This window comes from Erwinia sp. SLM-02 (genome assembly GCF_037450285.1).
Classification (GTDB): Bacteria; Pseudomonadota; Gammaproteobacteria; order Enterobacterales; family Enterobacteriaceae; genus Erwinia.
Window position 1 is genome coordinate 2346136 of record NZ_JAQISN010000001.1, and the last position, 23877, is coordinate 2370012.

Sequence of the window (23877 nt, forward strand, 5' to 3'; positions counted from 1 at the left end):
AGCTGTACGTCAACAACCTGAATTTAGGGCGTCAAGAAAGTTTTCATTGATAATTAAACAAAGATTTCTTTCAACTAAAATAGGAATGCTAACGTAACAAATATTTGCTTCACCTGAAGAATATAACTATTAAGTTTAAGCATTCACTCACATCAACAATAGACCACTAAATTTACGGCATCTTTTGAAGATGGTTAATTAAACATAACGTTATTAATAAAATGGACGCCTAAAGCTTTTATAGATTGCAACCGTCTTCACATTCATTTTATCTTCAGTGTAATTATCTAACAATATTTCGAACGCCTTAGTACGAAAATTGGTTAACGTTTTCGAGTCAAGGGACCTGATAGCAGCTAGTAAAGATTGTGGGTCATCAGAGCTAAACATGACACCATTGTTTTTTCCTTCAATCAACTCGCGAAACGGAGGAATATCACTTAGCATAACAGGAGTTCCATGCGCCATCGCTTCTAATGGTACCATTGCAAACCCTTCCCATCTGCTCGGTACGATAATGCAATCTGCGCGGTTGTACTGTTCAAATATTTTTTCTTTAGCCAGCCAACCATGCATAGTTACGCAACTACTAATTTCTGGAGAGATCAGATTGTTATCGGACTCTCCGTTTACAACATCACCTACAAAGTTGAAAAAGTACTTTCTTTTCTCTTCTTCACTAAGAGATTGAATTGCCTTTAATAAAACATCAATACCTTTCTGGTAATCAAATCTACCCACAAAAAGAAAATTCACTCTCTCATTAATATCGATAATTTTAAATGATTCTGGCGTGGTTGGCTTAACGCCATTATGAACAACTGTCAACTTTGATGGCTTAATTCCAATTTTAACCGCTTCATCATATTCATAATTACTGACACATATAATTTTGTCGGTTATAAATGAAAACAAATACTCGATAACAGTATAAACCATTCTTTTTAGCCTACTGCTTTTCATTAGAAATGCAAAGGCGTGAGGTGAATACACCGTATGAATTTTTTTTCTTTTTCCGCTTATAAGAATATACAGTCGCCCAATAAATGCTGCGAATGTACTATGAAAATGAATAACATCAGGTTTTTCTTGTTTTATGATGAGTTTCATTTTCGAAAATAAATTACTGATGGATTTAAACCCTCTTTTTTTCCTGTCAAATGTAAAGATGCTTTCCCTCGTTTTTACAAACAAGCCATCTACATGTTGTTCAGGTACCAAACAAGCCACGCTAAATTCATCAGCATGATTTGATTGGTATTCTACTAACTCATCTATAACCGTGCCAACTCCGCCTTTAATTGTTTCGGCAACATGCAATACTTTCATGAAAATGAACCTTATAGTAAAATAATTGAGTCAGTCTAGCTCTCGAAACCCGAAACCGATGACTGTTTTTCCTTCAGTAATGTTCTTCGTAATTACTGAGCCAGCCCCCAGGCGAGAAGCATTCCCTATTACAATATTTCCTATGGCTATTACATTAGCTCCAAATTCAACATTATCACCTATAATAGGAGAAGCTGATTCCTCACCTGTTTTAAGTAAAACATTGCCTATTGTAACCCCCTGTCGCAATACACAATTATGTCCTATTGTTACATTTTCATTAATGACTATTGCATGTGGATGGTATATTTTTAACCCTGGTTCGATCTTGGTTTTATATGGAATTTCAACACAAAAAAGAAATTCGTTGAATATTTTGTTAATAACAAAAAAAGGAAAACCTATCAGCTTAACAATTAAATTTGTGCTTGCATAGTAGCTTGATAATCTAAAAATTAGCACTACTACTTTAGACTTTATACCTTGATTATTTTTTACTTCCTTCAATACTTTAAACAGATTCATTCTTGTTCCTTAAAATCAATTCGCAAAGGAGCCTTTATTTTCTATTTATTTTTTTCTTGAGATCATAGCGAACCTTAGAATATAAAAACAGTACTGTTCTAGATATGAAATTTTTATCACCAATTACACTATATAATTTATAGAAAGATGTTCCCTTAACCACCTCTAAAACGGGGTATTGATCAATATAAATAGCGATATTATATTCATTCCTGGTTCTCATATTAAGACAAAGCATTTTAATTAGATACTCTTGTAGCGGCCTTACTGAGAAATTATCTTTATATTTATTCCAGAAAGAAAAAATAGATGCAAAATCTAATTTTCGCGTTAATTGATTTTTTGATACGCAGTAAAATGAGGTGTAAACATCGTTATAGACTACTTTACAGCCATGCAAAATAACATCCAGCAGGAATTGATAATCTTGATGTCTGCGAAGTTTTTCATCAAAGAGCACTGACGTAACTAAGCTCTTTTTGAAGAAAAAAGATCCCGTTTGTGGGGGGGAAAGCAGAATAATGTCTTTTGGGTTAATTAGCTCATTTACATCATCAACTTTTACTTTTTTTAATAAATCTTCTTTCTTGATGGTAACATTTGAATATGTGAAATCAGCACTATTTGACAATAAGGTAGACAAGGATAGTTCTAAATGATTTTCTGTCCAAAAGTCATCGGCATCTAGCAGGGCAATATAATCTGATGTGGCACTACTCATTCCATAATTACGTGAATATGCACCATTCATATTTTTACTATTACGTACATAGATTATATTCAATGAGTTGATGTATTGTACCAACAATTTTTCTACATAAGCAGAATCATCAGAGCAGTCGTCAATCAAAAACACCTCATCCGGCTGGACAGTTTGAGAAAGAATGCTCTTTAAACAGCGATCAACATCTCCGGAATTATTATAATATGGTATAACTACTGAAATGCTCATTATAAGCCTCTGTATCACATAAACACAAATTTGGGATTTATTACGAAAGGATATAGATCATAGAACCTTACAGTAATTACATAAAAATAAGCTAAAGACACTATAGCAAAGGTCGCTTTTATAAATATATTATTGAACCTTTTCAATAGTAAAGGAATTAATATTACAAGTGACCATGAGAAATAAAATAGAACTCGCTGTGGTCCTGAAGGGTCCGTTCCTAGCAAAGCAATTGGGATCAATAATGCTAATCCACAAATATAAAACTCTTCAAGATATTTATATACACTATTCGTTTTTCTAAACTTTGAACCAAATATATAAAAAATAAAACCAACCGCACCAAAAAGAACCAACGTTAAGTAGCCACCCGCATTAGTAACGGTGTCTGTGTAGGATTGATATCGATCATTCGATTCCGCCATGTATTGAATGAGAACACGGCTACCAACAACTGACGCGACGAAACAAGCTAACGCTTTTATCTCCACTCTTAGCTTCACAAATCGGGAAATTAAGGCAAGGAACATTATAAATGCTGACACATGAAAGAAAGTCGCCAAAATAATTAACAAAGATGCTGCTAACTTTTTATCTCTGACAATATATGTATGTGCATACATACAGATTGCCATTGCTATTCCCTGCCTGACTCCACTGAAGAAAAATGTGTAAAAACCAAAACAGATAAAACAAAATATTGATAACGTATAATTTTCTGACAGCTCTTTAATCGCTTTAAGATTGAAGAAAAGCACCAACACTGCGCTCAAGAAGAAAAAAACCGAGTACTCACTCGATATATTTAATGAAATATACTGTAATAGTTGAAATCCCTTTTCAACAAAGGGATTAAACACGAAACTATCGGGGTTTAGATTAATTCTGAATGAAGCAGTATATACTGGAGTATCAGTACCAATAGTGAAATTTCTTATAGTAGGTAGTATTGCCAGGATAGCTAGTGTTGTCCATAGCGCCTTGCGATTTAGAGTCTTACCTATTAAATATACCCACCCAGTCACAACAAATAAAACTATGTAGTAAAGATACATGTTTAGTTACACCTCATTAGACCACCTAACTATCACCTGAAGAATCTTTATCCTGAGGTTATAACTAAGATTTGGAAAAATCGCTTTTAATTTTTTGTATAAACGTAGTCATGTTTCTGCTGATAAAGAGAAACATAATATTTCTAGCAATACCGTAATATGGGTAAAACCCATAAGACACAAAGTTAAAATTCTTAGATATTATCTTAAGTCGGTTAACCACTTGATTTCTGCGTTTTAACGATGAGATGCTTTTAAAGTTAACTTCGTAATCAATCCATGCAAAAGGTAAATTTTTCCCTTTACCTACTTTCAACAGCCGGAAGAACAGATCGTAATCTTCGCAAGCAGAATAATTATCAGTGTAATTTCCTACTTTTCTAATGCTTTCCGATCTCATCATCACCGATGGATGGACAAACATATTATTAATATACATTCTTTTTATAATTGACTCATGCTCTACCGGCATTTGTTTTTCGAAAAGGAACTTTTTGTTCTCATCTACAAAATTAGCCCAACAACCAACAATAGAATAATCTGGATTTTTTTCAAGAAAATTAACCTGTTGTTCAAACCTCTCGATTCGGCAAGAATCACCAACATCCAGTCGAGCTATGAAGTCTACTTTATCAAGTAAAAAGTTAAGGCCTGCATTCAACGCAGCTTCGATCCCTCGGTTTTTTTCAAATCTTATAATTTCAATATTGCTAAAGTTTTTTATGATATCTTTCGCAACCACCTGAAATGGCATGGCACTCCCATCGTCAACCACACATATGGTTGCGTCTTTTGGTAGTTCTTCAAAGGTATTGATAACTTCTTCTAGTTTTGAATTATAACTCGGCAAGAGAATCGCATATTTATTCATGTTTAATCTTATTCTTTCCATATAAATAAAAGACATGTGTGTAGATTTAAACGTACCGCCTTTTTAATTTCTACAGTTAACCAACCGTAGACATTGGATTTCAGAGGAACTCTCCAAACACAACGCACATATTCGATTAGCGAAACCTATTCTTTCATCCGCTTAAAATAACAAAAGCCAGACTGAATACCATTTCTTATTTCTTGGGATTTAGCCCATGAAATTTAAAAATAGATTTTCTTAATTATTATTAAATCTCTGCCAACGAAACAATTAAAACCCGGCGCCACCCGGGTTTTATAGAATCATTCTTTATCTTCTTTATAACTATAGCGATACTCGCTATAACCATAGCTATAATAGCTGCTGGCCTTCTTGACTACACCGTTAAGAATACAGCCCTTAGTAGTTACTCCACTTTGTTCAAAACGCTTAACACTAACATCAATTTCTTTAGCTGTGTTTTGCTCAAAGCGAGCAACAAGCATTGTGGTTCCAGCGTAACGCCCTATAATTGCAGCGTCTGTCACCGCCAAAATAGGAGGGGTGTCAACAAGTACAAGATCGTAATGCTGGCTACACCATTTCAATAACTCTTCAAAGCGCGAATGCATAAGAAGTTCAGCAGGATTTGGAGGAATTTCACCACGTGAGATAAAATCAAATCCAGCTGCTGGCACTTTCTTTATTGCCTGTTCTACAGATGATTTTCCAGACAGGATATCCGACAATCCATGTTGTACAGTATGCTTGAAAAGCTGATGGGCATAACCTTTACGCATGTCACCATCAATGAACAATACCCGTTGTCCGCCTTGAGAGAGCACCGCCGCAAGGTTCGAAGTAATGAAGGTTTTACCTGCGTTAGGGCTTGCGCCAGAGATCATGAGAACGTTATTTTCTGCTTCCATCATCGCAAAGTGCAGCGTAGTACGTAAACTCCGTATAGCCTCAATCGCCAGGTCAGTAGGGTTGTCGACCGCAAGGAAGTTCAACTGACCAGACTTACTTTTTCCTTTCTTGGATGCACTTCGTGCTATCCATTCTGAAACCGGCACACTGGCATATACATTGATGCCCAGTTCTTCAAGTTGCAGCGGAGATTCGATACCGCGCCGCAGGAAAATCCGCAATAATACTAATACTACCGAAGCGAACAAACCTAAAACCATACCAACTAGCACCAAGATTTTTTTATTTGGCTTAACTGGCTTTGGAGCTGTTATTGCTTCATCAACAATTCGCACATTACCAATGGCACTATTTTTTGCGATATTTAGTTCCTGTTGACGATTAAGAAGTTGCATGAATACGGCACGCCCGGATTCTACATCACGACTTAAACGCAGCACTTCTTGTTGAGTAGCGGGCATTGCAGATACCTGTTTACCCAACTTATCCTTCTCTTCCTTCAGTGTCTCCCGCTTCTCCATCAAAGCTTTGTATGTTGGATGGGATTTGGTATAAAGCTGAGATATTTCTGCCTCACGGAAAGTCAGCTGATTTAGCTGATTATCGACATTTACGATCTGATCCAACGTCGATCTTGCTTCAAGATTTAAATCTACTGAGTCTTTTTCCTTTCGATAAGCATTGAGTTTGTCTTCAGCACTATCCAGCTCAGAACGAACTTGTGGCAACTGCTTTTGCAGGAAATCCAGACTTTTCGTATCTTGCGCTGCCTGTCGTGCAATATTTTGTGCCAGGTAATTATCTGAAATACTCCGAAGCATTGTTTGCACTAAATCGGGATTATCCCCATAGAGTATTAAACTCAGCATGCCCGTATCTTTACCCAAGTCTGCCGCACTGAAATTTTGCTGTAATGCATTAATTGCATTCAGTCTTGTCAGATAGTTAACAGTAAAAGATGTTCCTGGTTCAGCGTCTAACTTACTGACTAACAGTGAAAGTCCTTTCGCCTCCAAAAGCACGCCTACCGTCCCTTCCAGCTGATAATTTCCACCGCTAATTGTATAGTGGTTATTACCATTAACTGTCAGGGTAAGTTCCGGAGTTTTACCATCCTGTTTGCCTACGTATAGACGCTCAATCGCAACCTTACCCGCCACTTCACCAGTCAGACGAGCCCAGCCACGACCAAACACAGGAAAATAATTTTGTTCTACTTCAGCTTGTAGATTGAGATCGTCAACAGTTTTCCCAAGAATCATTCGCGATTGCAACAATGCAATTTCAGGAGACGATTCCGGATGGCTATTAGGCAACATCTGGGTAAGATCATTGAGCAACGCATTTCCTTGCTTCTGCTCAATCTGAACTAAAGCATCAGCTTGATAAATAGGGGTCGCGAATAATACGTACAGTATGGCTAAAGATGTGAAAACGGCAGTTACAGTAATGATCAACTTACGGTGATCAAGCAGTTCACCAACTAATCGGCCAATATCGATTTCGTCAGTATCCGGGTTAGCCGGTTTATTTGATAATACGGAAGACATACATTAATTCCCTAAAGTTAACCACCCAGTTTACGCACCCAGCTATTACACGCCTGGTCAAGCAACCGATATACATATTCAAAGGATTCCATACTTTTTCGATATGGGTCAGGGATTGCAACCCCTTCCAGCCAGTGACCGATCAGCATAGTTTTTCCACGGGCTTCGGGAGCAATAGTTGTAACCTGTTCTATATGGTGCTTTTCCATTACCAGAATAAGATCATATTTCCGGCCCAGCGAACCGGTAAATTGCTTTCCCTGATGATTATCTAGCGATAGTTGATGCTTTTCAGCTACTTCAACTGCTGAGTCATCAGCAGCATGTCCTTCGAGCGCTCCGACACCAGCAGAGTCAATTTTTTTCCCAGGTAATGCTCGCCGCAGCATTCGTTCAGCTATGGGGGAACGGCAGATATTGCCTGTACATACGACAAGGATGGAATCAAACATTTTACCAGTTCCGAATATAACGAACGTTTTCAGTCATATCATGTACGCCATTGATAGTCGGCACCAGCTGGGAAATCACGCGGTTCCAGCGAACGAGCGGTGCGGTTGTCACGTATACGATATCGTAAGGCTGCAGCTGGAACTCAGTCCCCAGAACCATGGCCGAGGCATCTTTGGCATTCAGTTGGTAGATATTGGCAATCTTACCGTTTTTATCACCCTTCAGCTGGCGTACAACGAAGATGCCCTGCGCATCACTCATGCTTTGAGACATACCTTCTGAGTTACCCAATGCCTCGGCCAACGTCATACCGCTGCGGTCCATTTTGAGGGTCGACTGTTTGCCCACTTCGCCCATTACAAACACTTTCAGATCGTCGTTGCGCGGTACGTAAAGAATATCGCCGGGGAACAGCAGTTTGTTTTGGGTCAGGTCGCCCTTCTGCATCAACGCATACAGGGAAAGTTTTGATTCCTGACCGTTGTGCGTCAGCACCACGTTGCGCCAGTCGGCATCCGGGGCCAGGCCACCCGCGGCATTGATTGCATCCATCACCGTTAACGGGATATTGGTAATCGCCTGCTGCCCTGATTTGGCAACTTCACCGGTCACGTAGGCTTTCTGCGAGCGGAACGCCGCAATGCTCACGTCAACCTGCGGGCTTTCAATATAGGTGGTCAGGCGGTTGCTGATTTCCTGGCGAATCTGCGCCAGGGTTTTGCCGGCAACCTGCACTTTACCAATATAAGGATAGAAAATGGTGCCGTCGGCGTTAACCCAGTTGCCGGTGTCGCTGGCGCTGCGGTACTGGCCTGCCGGCGTGGTCAGCTCAGGGTGATCCCATACGGTCACCATCAGCACGTCGCCCACGCCGATGCGGTACTCATAGTTGCTTAGTAAAGAGTCTAACTGTGGATTCGGACGGGAGATCACCGCTTCCGGGCGCAGCTGGTCAATCAGACCCGGCGTCATCGGGAAAACGTTAACCATTTTGCTCACGTCAAAGTCGCTATCCTGGGACTGAATCACATCCTTATCGGAGGTGCTCAGTCCCTGCCCTGGTATCACGGTACAACCACTTAATAACCCAATTGCTGCTGCAACCACCGAAAGTTTCAAATATTTCTTCGTCATAAGTTCATATCATCAATGAATAAGAGAGTTATCTGTCAGTGTCCGTTTTAGGGTGCAATTACTAACAGTCGTCATTTTTATCTGCTGCCGTTAGCAGCAATAAATAGCCTGAGCTTAAAAGGTGAATGCTCTATCGGGTCTCTTTACCAACCATAGCCAAAACGTTATGAAAAGTTACCGTGATTTGTTGCGCCCATCCTGGTGTCATATCGCTACTGCAGGAGCAGTGAAGCAAGAGGTGTGCCGCTCGGGGTAGAGTTCTGCTTGCTGAAGGTGGAACAGACGGTGCTGCTGTTGCTCTCATAGGCTTAGATTTCCCCTGCGCATCCCCAGGATGCCGCGTTAACTCTGCGCAATGCCGAAAAGCATGCTGCTGTTGCCGATAAATCCACGCTCTGCAGAAGTACCAAAACGTGCTGTTTTTAGATACGACAATACTACTTGAGGCCTGGTAATGAGGCCACTTATAACCACAAATTTTCGATAAAAAATATCTTTGATTCCGGGCTGCAAGAGCGATAACTCTGAAAGTCCGTCAGGCAGTCCGTAAATATTACGCGTGCTATGTTTTTTTGCGGCCGGGGTAAGGTTCATTCCCGGGTTCATTCGAGGAGTTTAATTAATGTTATGTAGGTTAAAACGCCCGGGGCTTAACCATAAATAGTGTCTGGTTTTATCCCGTTTTTTGAGGTGTAAAAATGGCACGGAAAAATTTTTATCAAAAACAGTTTATTATCAACAGGATGCATAACGATACGAGCTGGAACCGCTTAGTAAAGGGGCACTCGCTCATTCCAACATGCTAAAAATCAAATACTGCAAGTTTAATTAACAGGAATAAATCTGAATTATTTTGCTTATTTTTTGGTTATCAACTATAAATTTTCAGGTATACGAAAATTAGATGACACTATGATTAATTTTGCTGTAGCGCTGTAAAAACAAGCGGCCGGTTTGATTAAAAATCAGCCCCCGTTTAGACAGGCTACCGCCCCTGGCTCAACAGCTACCAGTGCACTGTGCTACTCGGCGATAATCATTAACCACAGTCAGTGCCCGGTTAGGCCACGATCGGAACATTGCTCTGAACGCGCTCCAGGCTGATTGGGATGTACTAGTGAATGGGAATTATTCTAAGGTAAATATCTGTCAATTGGGAGTGTTATATCCCTGTCCGACCGTTTTCCAGACGTCTCTGATACGCTTGAAATTTATGGTATAAATCCGAATAAATTCATCGGGCATATTTTCAAGTTGTTGTTTTTTATGACATTTAAATAGTGCCGTTATATTTACCCATTTGGAACGGATTATTAGCACCGGAAATAATAGGAATTTTCTCATTAGCCAGTATGCCATCAAAACGGCACGCGGCCGCATATAAATTAATCAGCAACGGCTAATTTTCATGATATTTATCTGCATCGCCGTGATATTTAAATTCAAAACCCCTCATGCGTCCCATTCAGATACGTTAATCCACCTGAAATGCGATTCGCAATAGATAAAAGTACCGAATTACCTTCAAAACACCACCACACCATCCTGCCCGAAACTAAAATCGCAGCATCAACATCAGGTTAGTGTGACTCACACCGATAAGCGTTGATTTGGCAGCGTATTCTTCCCGTATTTTGCTATACACTCTGCCGGTTGCCGTCTGGCGTTCTCATCTCTGGAGTCTGTAACCATGATTATCCGCCCCTACACCGAAGCCGACCGCCCTTTCCTGCGCACGCTGTTTTTAGCATCGCGCCGGCACAGCTGGACGTGGCTGGACGACAGCGACTGGCGTTTAGAGGATTTTGACCAGGCCACCCTGGGTGAGCACATCCTTGTCGCGGAGCAGGATGGTCATCGTGTGGGCTTCGCCGCCGTGCTGGAGCAGGATAACTTTCTGCACAGTCTGTTTGTTGACCCCGACTGGCAGGGTAGCGGTGCCGGAAGCGCCCTTCTCCAGGCTGTCCAGCGGTCATTTACCTCCACCGGCGCGCTCAAGTGTCTGGCTGAAAACCTGCAGGCGCAAAGCTTCTATAAGAAGCACGGCTGGCGAACCGTGGCGCAGGGAGAGAGTGAACAGGGCGAGTATCTTTTGATGCACTTTGTGCTTTAGAGGCAAATTCCGCAGGTTATGATACGGAAGCGGTGCGGCGTTCCACGCATCATTTTACCGCTCAATCGTGGCTTTCAATGCAGACAAAGGATTTGTGGCATGCTCAACATTTTCCACACCGTCGATCTGGTCGGGACGTTTGCTTTCGCACTGAGCGGGGCGACTGCCGGGGTCAAAGAGGATTTTGATCTGTTTGGTGTGTTCGTACTGACGGCCGTCACCGCCGTTGGAGGTGGCGTAATGCGCGATATCTGCATCGGCGCGTTACCGCCGGCCGGTCTGGTCAGCCTCAGCTATCTGCTGGCGATCGTGGCGGCAGTGATCTGCGTGGCGTTTTTTCAACGACTCATCCTCTCATTCGAACGCGCGACGCTGTTTTTTGATGCGCTGGGCCTGGGATTTTTTGCCGCTTTTGGCGCCAATAAAACCTGGCAACACACGCAAAATGTCGAGCTGTCGATACTGCTCGGCTGCGTCAGCGCGGTCGGCGGAGGATGCCTGCGTGACCTGATGACCGGCAGGCCGCCTTCCATATTCAGTCAGGATATTTACGCCAGCGCGGCGTTAATCGGCGCAGCAATAGAAATCAGCGGTTCAGCGGGGTACATTCCGCAGGTCTACAGCGCCTGGGCGGCGATTATTATCTGCACGCTGCTGCGCCTGCTGGCGTTGAAATATAAAATCGGCTTGCCGTCCATCAGGCATAACGGACTATAATACCGCTTTCGTATTGATGACCCACCAGAGCAAACGATGACCAGCAGACCCCTACACGAACAGGCCGGCGTGAGTAAAAGCGCGGGTGACATGTTGCAGTATCTGCGACGCATCGCCCGGGGCGATCGGAACTTCATCATGCAGGATACCCTGCTCAATCATCGTTGCAACGTGTCACCCGACAACGATTTCACGCTGATCATGGAGCTGTTTGACGCCGGAAAAATCGACTTTGACTACTCGATGTCGGACGGCTTCCCGCAGCGGCACGTGCGCCTGACGTAGCGGGCGGTTTGATACCGCCCGTTAACGCTGCGCGCCTTACAGTGCGCGGAAGGCGATGTCTTCCGGGATCACTTCACCCTGCCAGTAAAGCCGTGCCGCCACGCCGCCCGCCAGCTGGCGATACAATGCGGTGAATTCGCTTTCCGGCCGGCGGACCACCGTCGGTTCACCGTCGTCCAGATCTTCCCGCAGGCTGATGTGCAGCGGCAGCTGGCCGAGCAGCTGGATATGATACTGCTCCGCCAGGCGCGCTGCCCCGCCGGTGCCAAAGATGGGTTCGTGATGGCCACACTGGCTGCAGATATGAATACTCATATTCTCAACGATGCCCAGCACCGGCACGTTGACCTTTTCGAACATCACGATCCCCTTACGGGCATCAATCAGCGCAATGTCCTGCGGGGTCGTCACCACCACCGCGCCGGTCACCGGCACGTTCTGCGCCAGCGTCAGCTGAATGTCCCCGGTACCCGGCGGCATATCCAGCACCAGGTAATCCAGATCCGGCCATAGCGTCTCATTCAGCAGCTGCATCAGCGCCTTGCTGGCCATCGGGCCGCGCCACACCATGGCGTTATCGTCGGTCACCAGATAGCCGATCGAGTTGGTGGCCAGGCCGTGAGCGATAATTGGTGCCATATGCTTACCGTCGGGCGAGCTGGGGCGTTGCGCTTCGGTACCCAGCATATCCGGGATCGAGGGGCCGTAGATATCGGCATCCAGCAGGCCCACTTTCGCGCCTTCGGCGGCCAGCGCCAGCGCCAGGTTGACCGCCGTGGTGGATTTCCCGACGCCGCCCTTACCGGAGCTGACGGCAATAATGTTCTTAACGCCGTTCACACCCGGGCGGTTTTTCACCCGCTGCAGGGTGGCAACGTCCAGCGACAGCCGCCAGCGGATAGCCTCTGCCCCGCTCAGCCTCAGCAGTTCGGCGCTAACGGTGGATTTCAGCGTTTCAAAGGCGCTCTGCCAGGCAAAGGGCATGATGAGTTCAATGTGCAGGGCGTTATCGATTAACGCGCAGTGGCGAAGCGCCTTGAGCGCGGTAAGATTGTGCTGCAGCGTTGGATGCTCAAAGGTGGCCAGCACCCCCATGACGATAGCGCGCAGCGCTTCAGGGGAGTGCCCTCCCTTCTCTTGTGACGTCATCCCGGCTCCTTGTTCTTATCTGTGATAAACAATGCGTTGTTGCATTAAGCATATCAGATCCCGTTCTGCCCCGGTGAACCCGCCCGGAAAAATCCCCCTCTGGATGAACCCCTTGTTTACGCAGGGAGTGGCTTTCGGTTACCATCTAAACCCCTTTTTCAACAGGTAAAGCAAGTCTCACTATGACTCAAGTCGCGAAAAAAATTATGGTAACGTGCGCCCTGCCGTACGCCAACGGTTCCATTCATCTCGGACACATGCTCGAGCATATCCAGGCAGATATTTGGGTCCGTTACCAGCGAATGCGCGGCAACCAGGTTTACTTCATCTGCGCTGATGACGCGCACGGTACGCCGATTATGCTGAAAGCTCAGCAGCTGGGCATTGCGCCGGAGCAGATGATTGCCGAAATGAGTCAGGAGCATCAGACCGACTTTGCCGGTTTCGATATCAGCTACGACAACTATCACTCCACGCACAGCGAAGAGAACCGCGAGCTGTCCGAGCTGATCTACACCCGTCTGAAAGAGAACGGTTTTATCAAGAACCGGACGATTTCCCAGCTTTACGATCCGGAAAAAGGCATGTTCCTGCCGGACCGCTTCGTGAAAGGCACCTGCCCGAAATGTAAGGCCCCGGATCAGTATGGCGATAACTGCGAAGTGTGCAGTGCCACCTACAGCCCGACCGAGCTTATCGATCCGAAGTCGGTGGTTTCCGGCGCGACGCCGGTGCTGCGTGATTCCGAGCACTTCTTCTTCGATCTGCCGGAGTTCAGCGCCATGCTGCAGGCATGGACCCGTTCCGGGGCGCTGCAGGAGCAGGTGGCGAACAAAATGCAGGAGTGGTTCGAGTCCGGTCTGCAGCAGTGGGATATCTCCCGCGATGCGCCGTACTTCGGCTTCGAGATCCCGAATGCGCCGGGCAAGTATTTCTACGTCTGGCTGGATGCGCCTATCGGCTATATGGGCGCATTCAAGAACCTGTGCGACAAGCGCGGCGATATCGACTTCGATGCTTTCTGGAAGACCGACTCCGATGCGGATCTGTACCACTTTATCGGTAAAGATATCGTCTACTTCCACAGCCTGTTCTGGCCGGCAATGCTGGAAGGCAGCAACTTCCGTAAGCCGACCAACCTGTTCGTTCACGGCTATGTGACGGTGAACGGTGCGAAGATGTCCAAGTCGCGCGGTACCTTTATTAAGGCCAGCACCTGGCTGCAGCACCTGGATTCCGACAGCCTGCGCTACTACTATGCGGCAAAACTCTCTTCCCGCATCGACGATATCGACCTGAATCTGGAAGATTACGTGCAGCGCGTGAATGCGGATATCGTGAATAAGGTGGTGAACCTGGCTTCGCGCAACGCCGGTTTCATCAACAAGCGTTTCGGCGGCCAGCTGTCTGCCGAGCTGGCGGATCCTGAGCTGTACAAAACCTTTACCGATGCGTCTGAAAGCATTGGCGAAGCCTGGGCCAGCCGCGAGTTTGGCCGTGCGGTCCGCGAGATTATGGCGCTGGCCGACGTGGCGAACCGCTATGTGGACGAGCAGGCTCCGTGGGTGGTGGCGAAGCAGGAAGGGCGCGATGCCGATCTGCAGGCTATCTGCTCAATGGGGATTAACCTGTTCCGCGTGCTGATGACCTGGCTGAAGCCGGTGCTGCCGCAGCTGAGCGAACGCGTGGAAGCCTTCCTCAATCAGGAACTGAGCTGGGAAGGCATTCATCAGCCGCTGCTGAACCACAACATCGCGGCCTTCAAGGCGCTGTATAACCGCGTTGAGATGGATAAGGTTAACGGCCTGATTGAAGCCTCGAAAGAGGAAGCCGCCGCTGCGGCGAAACCGGCGGTAACCGGCCCATTGGCCGATGACCCGATTCAGGACACCATTACCTTTGACGACTTCGCCAAAGTGGATATGCGTATTGCGCTGATCCAGAACGCGGAGTTCGTAGACGGTTCCGACAAGCTGCTGCGCCTGTCGCTGGATCTCGGCGGTGAAACCCGCCAGGTGTTCTCCGGCATCCGCTCAGCCTACCCGGACCCGGCGGTGCTGGTCGGTCGCCTGACGGTGATGGTTGCTAACCTCGCGCCGCGTAAAATGCGCTTTGGCGTTTCCGAAGGGATGGTGATGGCCGCAGGCCCCGGCGGCAAGGATATCTTCCTGCTCAGCCCGGACAGCGGCGCACAGCCCGGTCAGCAGGTGAAGTAAACCCGCCTGAAGGGGCGAACGGGCGACCGTTCGCCCCTTTATTATTTCGTCCCGCCCTGCCCGGTAGCACATTAACTCAATTAATCGTATGATTAACGTTCTGAAATTCAGGAGGTTATCATGCGCCGCGCCCCGCTGATTCTGTGGCAGTTCATTCGCGCCTTTTTCATTATTTACCTCTGCCTGTATGTGGGTATCGGCATTTCCGGCCTGCTTCCCGTGACCATTCCCGGCAGTATTATTGGCATGCTGGTGCTTTTCGCCCTGCTGGCTTCGCAGATCCTTCCGGTAGAATGGGTCAGACCCGGCTGCAGCCTGTTTATCCGCTATATGGCGCTGCTGTTCGTGCCGATCAGCGTCGGCGTGATGAACGACATGGACATCCTCACTGCACAGTTTGGCCCGATTGTGGTTTCCTGCCTGGTCAGCACGCTGATTGTGCTGGTGACCGTCGGCGTGCTGTCGCAGCGCATGCATCGCCAGCCGCTGGCACCTCAGGGAGAACGCGATGAGTGATATGTGGTGGTCCGTGCCGCTGACGGTCGTGGTCTTTCTGGCGGCGCGTCAGCTGGCCGCGCGGGTTAAAATTTCCATTGTGAATCCTCTGCTGATCGCCATGGCGGTGATTATTCCGCTGCTGCTGCTCTTGCAGATCCCCTACACCCGCTATTTTCAGGGCAGCGCGATCTTAAACAGTCTGCTGCAGCCCGCCGTGGTGGCCCTTGCCCTGCCGCTGTATGAACAGATGCATCAGATCCGCGCCCGCTGGAAGTCGATTATCAGCGTCTGCTTTATCGGCAGTGTCACCGCGATGATCTCCGGGACCGCGATTGCCCTGTGGCTGGGTGCCACCCCTGAAATCGCCGCCACCCTGCTGCCGAAATCGGTCACCACGCCGATTGCGATGGCGGTTTCCGGCTCGCTGGGCGGCATACCGGCAATCAGCGCGATCTGCGTGCTGATGGCCGGGGTGCTGGGCGCGGTATTTGGTCATATGCTGCTGAATCTGCTGCGGGTGCGCGCCGCTTCGGCGCGCGGGCTGGCCATCGGCAATGCCTCACACGCCATCGGCACCGCCCGGGCGGTAGAGATGGATGCTCAGGAAGGGGCGTTCAGTTCGCTGGCGCTGGTACTCTGCGCGATTATCACCTCGCTGCTGGCACCGTTTATTTTTCCCGTTCTGCTGCACTGGCTGGGGTAAAACTTGCGAGAGATCTCGCATTTTGTTTATCAATTTCATTTATTACACTGACACAGAGATGCAGATCACATATAACTGGCTGCCGGCTCGTTAACATGAGCCCGCATCCAGTATAAAGAGGCCTAAAATGCATCCAAGATTCCAGGCAGCCTTCGCCACGCTTCCCGAGCCGTTACAGCATGCCCTGCGGCCGGTTATTTCCTCTGCGGATTTTTCTGCCCGTATCAGCGCCGATGAGGCCGCCAGGCTGAAGCAGCAGTACGGCTACGGCGACAGCGAGCTGGCCTTTGCCCTGCTGCCGCTGGCGGCGGCCTGCGCGCAGGCCGCGCTGTCCGATTTTAAAGTGGGTGCGATTGCACGCGGTGCCAGCGGCACGCTGTGGTTCGGTGCCAATATGGAGTTCAGCGGCACCACCATGCAGCAGACCGTGCATGCCGAGCAGAGTGCGGTGACCCATGCCTGGCTCCGGGGCGAGCGCGCCCTTGCCGCGATCACCGTCAACTACACCCCCTGCGGCCACTGCCGTCAGTTTATGAACGAGCTGAACAGCGGCACCGCCCTGACCATTGAACTGCCGGGCCGGGCAGCGGCCACGCTCGGCGACTATCTGCCGGATTCGTTTGGCCCGCGCGATCTGAACATTGCTACCCTGCTGATGGATGATGTCGATCACGGGATTGCGATCCGTGGCGATGCGCTGGAGCAGGCGGCGCTGGCGGCGGCCAACCGCAGTCATGCACCTTACAGCCAGGCCTTGAGCGGCGTGGCGCTGGAAACCACCGACGGCACGATCTTTGCCGGGCGCTATGCGGAAAACGCCGCCTTTAACCCTACCCTGCCGCCGCTGCAGGGCGCACTGAATCTGCTGAATATGGCCGGTTACGCCATCGGCGACATTTCCCGCGCGGTGCTGGCCGAATCACCCACGGCGAGGCTCAGCCAGCAGTCCGCCACCGCCGCCACCCTCAGCGCGCTAGGCTGCACCCGCTTTAGTTCAATTCCTCTGATTTAATCGTAAAAATCCGCCAGCAATTCGAGAAAGATCGCAGCTTTTGTTATTACTTGTTAACAAAAGCTGTATTTTCAGATGAATTATTTTAGGATTGGCCCCACATCATCACGATAGCAACCAGAGTACGAATTGCATGGAACTCGAATACGAAAGTAAACGATCGCTTTACATCCCTTACGCCGGTCCGATCCTGCTGGAATTCCCCCTGCTGAACAAAGGCAGCGCCTTCTCGATTGAAGAGCGCAATAACTTTAACCTCAACGGTCTGCTGCCGGAAACGGTTGAAACCATTGAGGAACAGGCCGAACGCGCCTGGCGGCAGTTCCAGGATTTTAAAAATAATAACGATAAGCACGTCTATCTGCGTAATATCCAGGACACCAACGAAACGCTGTTCTACCGCCTGCTGGACAACCACCTGGAAGAGATGATGCCAATCATCTACACCCCTACGGTGGGCGCTGCCTGTGAGCACTTCTCTGAGATCTATCGCCGCGCACGCGGTCTGTTTATCTCCTACCCGAACCGCGCCAGCATTGAAGATATGCTGCAGAACGCCACCAAGCAGAATGTAAAAGTGATCGTCGTGACCGACGGTGAGCGCATTCTCGGCCTGGGCGATCAGGGCATCGGCGGTATGGGTATTCCTATCGGTAAACTGTCGCTGTACACCGCCTGCGGCGGTATCAGCCCGGCCTACACCCTGCCGGTGGTGCTGGATGTCGGCACCAACAACCAACAGCTGCTCAATGACCCGCTGTATATGGGCTGGCGTCACCCGCGCATCACCGGCGAAGAGTACGATAATTTCGTCAACGAGTTCATTATCGCCGTGAAAAGCCGCTGGCCGAACGTGCTGCTGCAGTTTGAAGACTTTGCGCAGAAGAACGCCATGCCGCTGCTGGAGCGCTATCGCAACGAAGTCTGCTGCTTTAACGACGATATTCAGGGCACCGCCGCCGTCACGCTGGGCACGCTGCTGGCCGCCAGCCGCGCGGCGGGCAGCAAGCTGAGCGAGCAGAATGTGGTGTTCCTCGGTGCCGGTTCCGCCGGCTGTGGTATCGCCGAGCAGATTATTGCCCAGATGAAGTCCGAAGGACTGAGTGAAGACGAAGCGCGCGCCCGCGTGTTTATGGTCGACCGCTTTGGCCTGCTGACCGACAAACTGCCGAACCTGCTTAACTTCCAGAGTAAGCTGGTGCAGAAAAGCGAACGCCTGGCGGACTGGGACAGCAGCAGCGATTCCCTCTCCCTGCTGGACGTGGTCCGCAACGCGCGCCCAAGCATTATGATCGGCGTTTCCGGCCAGCCGGGGCTGTTCAGCGAAGAAATCGTGCGTGAAATGCATAAGCACTGCCCGCGTCCGATCGTCATGCCGCTGTCTAACCCGACTTCCCGCGTGGAAGCCACGCCACAGGACATTATGGCCTGGACCGACGGCCAGGCGCTGGTCGCCACCGGCAGCCCGTTTGCCCCGGCGATCTGGAAGGATAAAACCTATCCGATTGCCCAGTGCAATAACTCCTACATCTTCCCGGGTATCGGCCTTGGCGTGATCGCCTCTGGTGCGACCCGCGTGACCGACAGCATGCTGATGGCCGCCAGCCGTGCGCTGGCCGAGTGCTCACCGCTGGCTAACGAAGGCACCGGCCCGGTGCTGCCGGAAGTGAAGGATATCCAGGGCGTGTCGAAAGTGATTGCGATGGCCGTGGGCAAGGCCGCACAGCTGGCGGGTGTGGCGGTTGTCACCTCGGAAGACGTGCTCTCCAAAGCCATTGCCGCCAACTTCTGGCTGCCGCAGTATCGTAACTATCGCCGTACTTCTATCTAAGAAGAATCTGCCGGGCGTCACACTACGCCCGGCTATTTGTGTGAAAAACCGCCATACGGCGCGCCGTAGCTTGCTTCCCCCCTCCGCCTACAGTAGCCTTGAACCACCTTTTCCTCGCAATCCCGAGCACCGTTCAGTATGTTGAAACGCCTGGCATATGGTCTGATTATCATCATCGCTCTGATGGTATTGACCGCGCTTGGCCTGGATCGCTGGATCGGCTGGAAAACGGCCCCCTATATTTATGACGATCTGAAATCCCTGCCCCACCGTCAGGTTGGCGTGGTGCTTGGTACCGCCAAGTACTACCGCACCGGAGTGATCAATCAGTACTACCTCTATCGCATTCAGGGCGCGATGAACGCCTATAACAGCGGCAAAGTGAACTATCTGCTGCTGAGCGGCGATAACGCCCAGCAAAGCTATAACGAACCGATGACCATGCGCCGCGACCTGATTGCCGCGGGCGTGGAGCCGTCTGATATCGTGCTGGACTACGCCGGTTTCCGCACCCTCGACTCCATCGTGCGCACCCGTAAGGTGTTCGATACCAACGACTTTATTATTATCACCCAGCGCTTCCACTGCGAACGCGCGCTGTTTATCGCTCTGCATATGGGTATTCAGGCGCAGTGCTACGCGGTGCCCTCGCCGAAAAATATGCTCAGCGTGCGGCTGCGTGAAGTGGGTGCGCGCCTCGGTGCGCTGGCCGATTTGTACATCATGAAGCGCGAGCCGCGCTTCCTCGGGCCGCTGGTGCCTATTCCGGCAATCCATGAAGTGCCGGACGACGCGCAGAGCTACCCTGCCGTCACCCCGGAGCAGCTGCTGGAAATTCAGCAGAAAGGAAAGTAACCCCATCACGCATTCACCAGCCAGGGAAAGGGAGTTTTAGCATGAATGAAGTCACCACGCGGAAGCGCTGGATAGCGGAGCTGCTGCTGATTTGCGTTGCCGCCGGATGGGGAATCGGTTTCCCGGTAATGAAGCAGGCGGTTGCCGTGCATCCGGTGCTGATGGTGCTGGGGCTGCGTTTTCTGCTCTCCTCGCTGGTGATGCTGCCCTTCAGTGCCCGAAGCCTGGTCGGGATCGGCAGCCGAACCTGGCTGGCGGGAATTTCTCTGGGTCTGCTGCTTGGCGCAGCATTCGTGTTTCTGATCCTCGGGTTGCAAACCACAACGGCATCCAATACCGGGTTTCTTGCCGGGCTGGCGGTCGTCTGGGTACTGCTGTTGTCCGGCCCGCTGGCGGGTAAGCTCCCCTCCGCGGCGGCGATTATCGCCGTGCTGTTTGGCGTTGCCGGGCTGCTGGTGATGTCCGATATGCACGACTGGCATTTGCAGTGGGGCGATTCGCTGGTGATTATCGGCTCGGTGTTTACGGCGCTGCATATTCTCGCGCTGGATAAGCTCAGCGTTCGCCACGACAACACCGCCCTGACGTTTTTGCAGGTCGCCACCATGGCAGCGGTGATTATGCTGATGCAGCAGGCCACCGGCGGTGAGTGGTTCCCGCAAACGTGGGACAGCACGCTGGTCGTGGCGCTGCTGGTCACGGCTCTTTTCTCTACGGTGATTGCCTTCTGGGTGCAGACCCACTACCAGCGCTATACCTCACCGACCCGCGCGGTGCTGATCTATAACCTCGAACCGGTATTTTCCGCGCTGTTTGCCGTCTGGCTGCTGCACGAGAGCCTGTCGGCGAACGTTCTGCTTGGCGGCGCACTGATTTTGACGGGGATGTGTATGCCGGGGCTGATTTCTGCCGTTACGCAGCGGTTTGGCAAGAGTAGGGTGCCGGCTGCCTGATTTATTATAAAGTGGGTCATCCGAGCAGAATCATATGTTAGCGTTAGAAGTAAAATAACCTTCAGTCATTAAAAAACCCATATAAAAAACAGGTTAGTTTTAGGCAAGCTGCCTTAAAGCCATTTTAAGCATTAAGAAAAACTGGTAGCCGAAGTCGTAACGAATTTACTTCACTTACATAAAATATAATCCATTCAAGTGAACATTAAAACAGGAATAGCTAAGCATGTGGGATTAAATCATTACGTGGCGATGGTAAATACTGTGAGGTTTATTTTACACCCAAGGTGGAAATGTAAAATATGCCCTCTGACGAAGACATACTCCACGAGTCTTACTAGGTACTTGTGATTAATAAAATCACCTTTTGATAAAATAATTCTCGCCCCCATCCTACACAGAAATAATCATACCTCTCCCACCATAAAGTTAGTAATATTAATATCTGATTTGATGTTTAAAATATGAATCTCTGCACACATATACACCGCACCTACAGGTGGCTGATGGTAAGGCATGAACGTTGGGATGCACCGCTCTCCACCTTCTGCATAGTTAGATGCTTTTTTATTCGCTATGGCCGGAGCCATATGATAAATATAGTCATCTGTGCTTAACAATTTTTTTTCAGCATCGAACCACTTCATGAAATGCTGTACGTTCATCTTAGGGCTGTCTTTGTACTGTATTGCCGCTGACAGCATATACTGACTACGACGTTCTACTGGCATGAATTCGAGTGCCTTAATAGCTATAAACCCGTTAGTTTCGCCAACAGCTATCTTACCTATTAAGGCATTAGCTCCATTGATTTGACCAACAACCAGGGAAGGGAAACCCCGCTGATCTCCCAGACAATAGTCTTTCAGTGAATCATTAGCACTGGTAAGAGAACCAATTTTCTCACGCTCAAATCGCGCACCCAAATTTTTGATATGTGCGGGACTAGGTATGGAAGGATAAATCATCCGGGTAATACTTAGAGCTGTTACGTTCGGCGAATCCGACATAAGTAAGTCTTCGTTCGTTGGCAGTACCGTTACACGGTTATTTATACCGTCAAGTATCACACTCACGCCCGACTCAATCTTGAACAATTTTCGATCAGGTGAATTATCCCGGTGCGAGCGGTAGTTTCCAGTATTGAGGAAGTCGCAGTTTTGTAATTTAACGACTACGTTGCCAGCTTTTACAGGACTATTAGATTCAACAATATAATCGTTATACGCTTCCATGTGGCAAGCATCTAACAGAATAGTCGACCAACCACAAGAGGGTCCCAACTTGATAAAGCTTCTTAGATAATCAAAGCTAACAGCTATGAACTGAAGATCGAACTGTGCATTATTGACAAACACCCCACCGTTAGCTTCGCCGCCACCCCATATTGTACCGTTCAAAAACGTTATTCGTTCACCTGAATTCTGAATCACGTTATCAAGTGTTGAAACGTTTGTGCGACATAACCCAATCCTGAAATTGGTGAATGAGTGCAAGTAACTATCATATCCCGTGAAGCCCACTCCAGTACCAAACTGTGTGATACGGAACCCATCAAGGGAGCACACTGACTCTCCAGTACCATCTTTGGAGTAATAGTGCTCTGCATCATTGCCGATCTTAAGACCCAGCGTGTCGGGATGTGCACTACGACCAGGCCCCAACAAATTAAAAAATCCAGACCATGTTTTTCCACCAATCTGCTGATCGCGGAATAATGGCAGACCTCGAATCCATACGGCAGGTGTAGCATCGAATATCTCAGATTTGGCTCTTACCTCTCCATTAAATACGGTACTTATGAAGTTGTAATGAGTTACACCAGAAAGAAAACGGTATTCACCTGGTTCAATGTAAATAACAGGTAGGTTGGCAGCAGATTTCTTTTTTTTTGCTTGCTCGGCAATAATATCAATAGCCTTTTGCCATGGCGCAGACAGATCCATCCCGTCAGTTAATCCAGCCCATTGCAGAAGAATTTTCTTGTTGGAACTATAGCGCTTCCAGCGATGACCGCTAGCAGTGACAAAAATAGTAATACCGTTATCTGATGACGTAGTGTCATTGGCATCAAAGTAAAACTCACCACCACCAACAGGACCGACTTCTGTAATATTCCAGCCAGCGTTGTAGCTTACGACTTCAATTCTCTGCCCCTGTACTGAAGGTTCAATCGTACGCAAAGTCTGAATGTCAGGGCATCTACCGATAAGTTTTGCGCCATCTGGATAGCTAAGCACCTGTTGTAAGTCAGTATTATCCACTAACTTCTGTTTTCCTGAACCATCGATGCTCTCAGGTGAGGACCTGACAGGAACAACGTTTGGGTTACTCGTTATCCCATCGCCATCAGTAGGACTCGCCAATGCTTTCCCACTGCAGAACAATGTCAGGAGTGTCGAGGGGAGTACTCTACTCAAAATACTTCTTCGTGATATAGCCATAATTCAGCACTGCTCTCTGGAATTGGGTTTCAACACTATGCAATGTTAACTGCTTACAGCCAAACCGGTCATCAGCATACTCTGTATTTTATCGTTAACAGAAATTTCCTGATAATTAGCACTTAAATACAACATAACTCAAGAAAAAAACCTTAATAACCCATTGATTATAAACAAAAATAAATAGAATATTTCTAAGGCTAAAAATAGCTAGCACCATGAAAAAACTCAATTTTTTGCCTAATACCTTGAAGTCGAAGGAACAAATCGTATGTGAAAAGGCGATTACTTTGCATGACAACAAAGGTTTATTGAAGAAG

General features: G+C 48.3%; 21 protein-coding genes. 10 read left to right on the forward strand and 11 right to left on the reverse strand.

What is annotated here, in order from left to right:
- Positions 1-213: 213 nt before the first annotated feature.
- The 9 genes from PGH32_RS10890 to PGH32_RS10930 all read right to left on the reverse strand — a co-directional run bounded on the left by PGH32_RS10890 (position 214) and on the right by PGH32_RS10930 (position 9375).
- Entirely contained in the window at positions 214-1329 is a 1116-nt protein-coding gene (locus PGH32_RS10890) for a glycosyltransferase (protein ID WP_337894031.1), read from the reverse strand.
- A 30-nt stretch (positions 1330-1359) separates the two neighbouring features.
- Complete coding sequence (locus PGH32_RS10895) at positions 1360-1854, reverse strand: serine acetyltransferase (RefSeq protein WP_337894032.1); 495 nt, start codon at positions 1852-1854, stop codon at positions 1360-1362.
- A 34-nt stretch (positions 1855-1888) separates the two neighbouring features.
- Complete coding sequence (locus tag PGH32_RS10900; protein ID WP_337894033.1) at positions 1889-2806, reverse strand: glycosyltransferase family 2 protein; 918 nt, start codon at positions 2804-2806, stop codon at positions 1889-1891.
- A gap of 14 nt (positions 2807-2820) precedes the next feature.
- The gene (locus tag PGH32_RS10905) at positions 2821-3861 is read right to left on the reverse strand and encodes an EpsG family protein (RefSeq protein WP_337894034.1); all 1041 of its coding nucleotides are present in this window, start codon (positions 3859-3861) and stop codon (positions 2821-2823) included.
- 64 nt (positions 3862-3925) lie between these two features.
- Positions 3926-4732: a glycosyltransferase gene (locus PGH32_RS10910; protein ID WP_337894035.1), complete on the reverse strand. Its 807-nt coding sequence runs from the start codon at positions 4730-4732 to the stop codon at positions 3926-3928.
- Between the two features lie 305 nt (positions 4733-5037).
- On the reverse strand, positions 5038-7194 hold the full coding sequence (locus PGH32_RS10915) for a polysaccharide biosynthesis tyrosine autokinase (protein ID WP_337894036.1): 2157 nt from the start codon (positions 7192-7194) through the stop codon (positions 5038-5040).
- A 17-nt stretch (positions 7195-7211) separates the two neighbouring features.
- Positions 7212-7646: an arsenate reductase/protein-tyrosine-phosphatase family protein gene (locus PGH32_RS10920; RefSeq protein WP_337894037.1), complete on the reverse strand. Its 435-nt coding sequence runs from the start codon at positions 7644-7646 to the stop codon at positions 7212-7214.
- 1 nt (position 7647) lies between these two features.
- Positions 7648-8781, reverse strand: coding sequence for a polysaccharide export protein (locus PGH32_RS10925; RefSeq protein WP_337894038.1), 1134 nt, complete (start codon positions 8779-8781; stop codon positions 7648-7650).
- Positions 8782-9123: 342 nt separating this feature from the next.
- Positions 9124-9375: a hypothetical protein gene (locus PGH32_RS10930; RefSeq protein WP_337894039.1), complete on the reverse strand. Its 252-nt coding sequence runs from the start codon at positions 9373-9375 to the stop codon at positions 9124-9126.
- 1096 nt (positions 9376-10471) lie between these two features.
- On the opposite strand from PGH32_RS10930, the gene PGH32_RS10935 reads away from it, so the two are divergent.
- From PGH32_RS10935 to PGH32_RS10945, 3 genes are all read left to right on the forward strand, one after another.
- Positions 10472-10894 (forward strand): GNAT family N-acetyltransferase, encoded by a 423-nt coding sequence (locus tag PGH32_RS10935; protein WP_314420612.1) that lies wholly within the window; start codon positions 10472-10474, stop codon positions 10892-10894.
- A gap of 99 nt (positions 10895-10993) precedes the next feature.
- Positions 10994-11611: a trimeric intracellular cation channel family protein gene (locus PGH32_RS10940; RefSeq protein ID WP_314420614.1), complete on the forward strand. Its 618-nt coding sequence runs from the start codon at positions 10994-10996 to the stop codon at positions 11609-11611.
- 36 nt (positions 11612-11647) lie between these two features.
- The gene (locus PGH32_RS10945) at positions 11648-11896 is read left to right on the forward strand and encodes a hypothetical protein (RefSeq protein ID WP_337894040.1); all 249 of its coding nucleotides are present in this window, start codon (positions 11648-11650) and stop codon (positions 11894-11896) included.
- 36 nt (positions 11897-11932) lie between these two features.
- Here the strand turns inward: PGH32_RS10945 and apbC are convergent, their stop codons facing one another.
- On the reverse strand, positions 11933-13045 hold the full coding sequence (gene apbC, locus PGH32_RS10950; RefSeq protein WP_337894041.1) for an iron-sulfur cluster carrier protein ApbC: 1113 nt from the start codon (positions 13043-13045) through the stop codon (positions 11933-11935).
- A gap of 182 nt (positions 13046-13227) precedes the next feature.
- Here apbC and metG point away from each other — a divergent pair, with 182 nt between their 5' ends.
- From metG to PGH32_RS10985, 7 genes are all read left to right on the forward strand, one after another.
- Positions 13228-15261: a methionine--tRNA ligase gene (metG, locus tag PGH32_RS10955; RefSeq protein ID WP_337894042.1), complete on the forward strand. Its 2034-nt coding sequence runs from the start codon at positions 13228-13230 to the stop codon at positions 15259-15261.
- Positions 15262-15381: 120 nt separating this feature from the next.
- Positions 15382-15777, forward strand: a complete 396-nt coding sequence (locus PGH32_RS10960) for a CidA/LrgA family protein (RefSeq protein WP_314420620.1) — start codon at positions 15382-15384, stop codon at positions 15775-15777.
- Positions 15770-16462: a CidB/LrgB family autolysis modulator gene (locus PGH32_RS10965; protein WP_314420622.1), complete on the forward strand. Its 693-nt coding sequence runs from the start codon at positions 15770-15772 to the stop codon at positions 16460-16462. The genes PGH32_RS10960 and PGH32_RS10965 overlap by 8 nt, the downstream gene beginning before the upstream one ends.
- A gap of 127 nt (positions 16463-16589) precedes the next feature.
- Positions 16590-17474, forward strand: coding sequence for a cytidine deaminase (gene cdd / locus PGH32_RS10970; protein ID WP_337894043.1), 885 nt, complete (start codon positions 16590-16592; stop codon positions 17472-17474).
- A 133-nt stretch (positions 17475-17607) separates the two neighbouring features.
- On the forward strand, positions 17608-19305 hold the full coding sequence (locus PGH32_RS10975) for an NAD-dependent malic enzyme (protein WP_337894045.1): 1698 nt from the start codon (positions 17608-17610) through the stop codon (positions 19303-19305).
- Positions 19306-19443: 138 nt separating this feature from the next.
- Positions 19444-20160 (forward strand): outer membrane permeability protein SanA, encoded by a 717-nt coding sequence (gene sanA / locus PGH32_RS10980; RefSeq protein WP_314420630.1) that lies wholly within the window; start codon positions 19444-19446, stop codon positions 20158-20160.
- A gap of 41 nt (positions 20161-20201) precedes the next feature.
- Positions 20202-21113 (forward strand): DMT family transporter, encoded by a 912-nt coding sequence (locus tag PGH32_RS10985; RefSeq protein ID WP_337894046.1) that lies wholly within the window; start codon positions 20202-20204, stop codon positions 21111-21113.
- 407 nt (positions 21114-21520) lie between these two features.
- Here PGH32_RS10985 and PGH32_RS10990 read toward each other — a convergent pair whose 3' ends face one another.
- Positions 21521-23377 (reverse strand): hypothetical protein, encoded by a 1857-nt coding sequence (locus PGH32_RS10990; RefSeq protein WP_337894047.1) that lies wholly within the window; start codon positions 23375-23377, stop codon positions 21521-21523.
- Between the last annotated feature and the right edge of the window lie 500 nt (positions 23378-23877).

Excerpts from the sequence above, each read along its gene's own strand:
- sanA (WP_314420630.1), top strand. The coding sequence starts at position 19,444 with ATGTTGAAACGCCTGGCATATGGTCTGATTATCATCATCGCTCTGATG.
- PGH32_RS10920 (WP_337894037.1), bottom strand. The coding sequence starts at position 7,646 with ATGTTTGATTCCATCCTTGTCGTATGTACAGGCAATATCTGCCGTTCC.
- apbC (WP_337894041.1), bottom strand. The coding sequence starts at position 13,045 with ATGACGTCACAAGAGAAGGGAGGGCACTCCCCTGAAGCGCTGCGCGCT.
- PGH32_RS10900 (WP_337894033.1), bottom strand. The coding sequence starts at position 2,806 with ATGAGCATTTCAGTAGTTATACCATATTATAATAATTCCGGAGATGTT.
- PGH32_RS10935 (WP_314420612.1), top strand. The coding sequence starts at position 10,472 with ATGATTATCCGCCCCTACACCGAAGCCGACCGCCCTTTCCTGCGCACG.
- PGH32_RS10940 (WP_314420614.1), top strand. The coding sequence starts at position 10,994 with ATGCTCAACATTTTCCACACCGTCGATCTGGTCGGGACGTTTGCTTTC.
- PGH32_RS10975 (WP_337894045.1), top strand. The coding sequence starts at position 17,608 with ATGGAACTCGAATACGAAAGTAAACGATCGCTTTACATCCCTTACGCC.
- PGH32_RS10960 (WP_314420620.1), top strand. The coding sequence starts at position 15,382 with ATGCGCCGCGCCCCGCTGATTCTGTGGCAGTTCATTCGCGCCTTTTTC.
- PGH32_RS10945 (WP_337894040.1), top strand. The coding sequence starts at position 11,648 with ATGACCAGCAGACCCCTACACGAACAGGCCGGCGTGAGTAAAAGCGCG.
- PGH32_RS10895 (WP_337894032.1), bottom strand. The coding sequence starts at position 1,854 with ATGAATCTGTTTAAAGTATTGAAGGAAGTAAAAAATAATCAAGGTATA.
- PGH32_RS10965 (WP_314420622.1), top strand. The coding sequence starts at position 15,770 with ATGAGTGATATGTGGTGGTCCGTGCCGCTGACGGTCGTGGTCTTTCTG.
- PGH32_RS10925 (WP_337894038.1), bottom strand. The coding sequence starts at position 8,781 with ATGACGAAGAAATATTTGAAACTTTCGGTGGTTGCAGCAGCAATTGGG.
- PGH32_RS10930 (WP_337894039.1), bottom strand. The coding sequence starts at position 9,375 with ATGAACCTTACCCCGGCCGCAAAAAAACATAGCACGCGTAATATTTAC.
- PGH32_RS10890 (WP_337894031.1), bottom strand. The coding sequence starts at position 1,329 with ATGAAAGTATTGCATGTTGCCGAAACAATTAAAGGCGGAGTTGGCACG.
- cdd (WP_337894043.1), top strand. The coding sequence starts at position 16,590 with ATGCATCCAAGATTCCAGGCAGCCTTCGCCACGCTTCCCGAGCCGTTA.
- PGH32_RS10910 (WP_337894035.1), bottom strand. The coding sequence starts at position 4,732 with ATGAATAAATATGCGATTCTCTTGCCGAGTTATAATTCAAAACTAGAA.
- metG (WP_337894042.1), top strand. The coding sequence starts at position 13,228 with ATGACTCAAGTCGCGAAAAAAATTATGGTAACGTGCGCCCTGCCGTAC.
- PGH32_RS10915 (WP_337894036.1), bottom strand. The coding sequence starts at position 7,194 with ATGTCTTCCGTATTATCAAATAAACCGGCTAACCCGGATACTGACGAA.
- PGH32_RS10905 (WP_337894034.1), bottom strand. The coding sequence starts at position 3,861 with ATGTATCTTTACTACATAGTTTTATTTGTTGTGACTGGGTGGGTATAT.
- PGH32_RS10985 (WP_337894046.1), top strand. The coding sequence starts at position 20,202 with ATGAATGAAGTCACCACGCGGAAGCGCTGGATAGCGGAGCTGCTGCTG.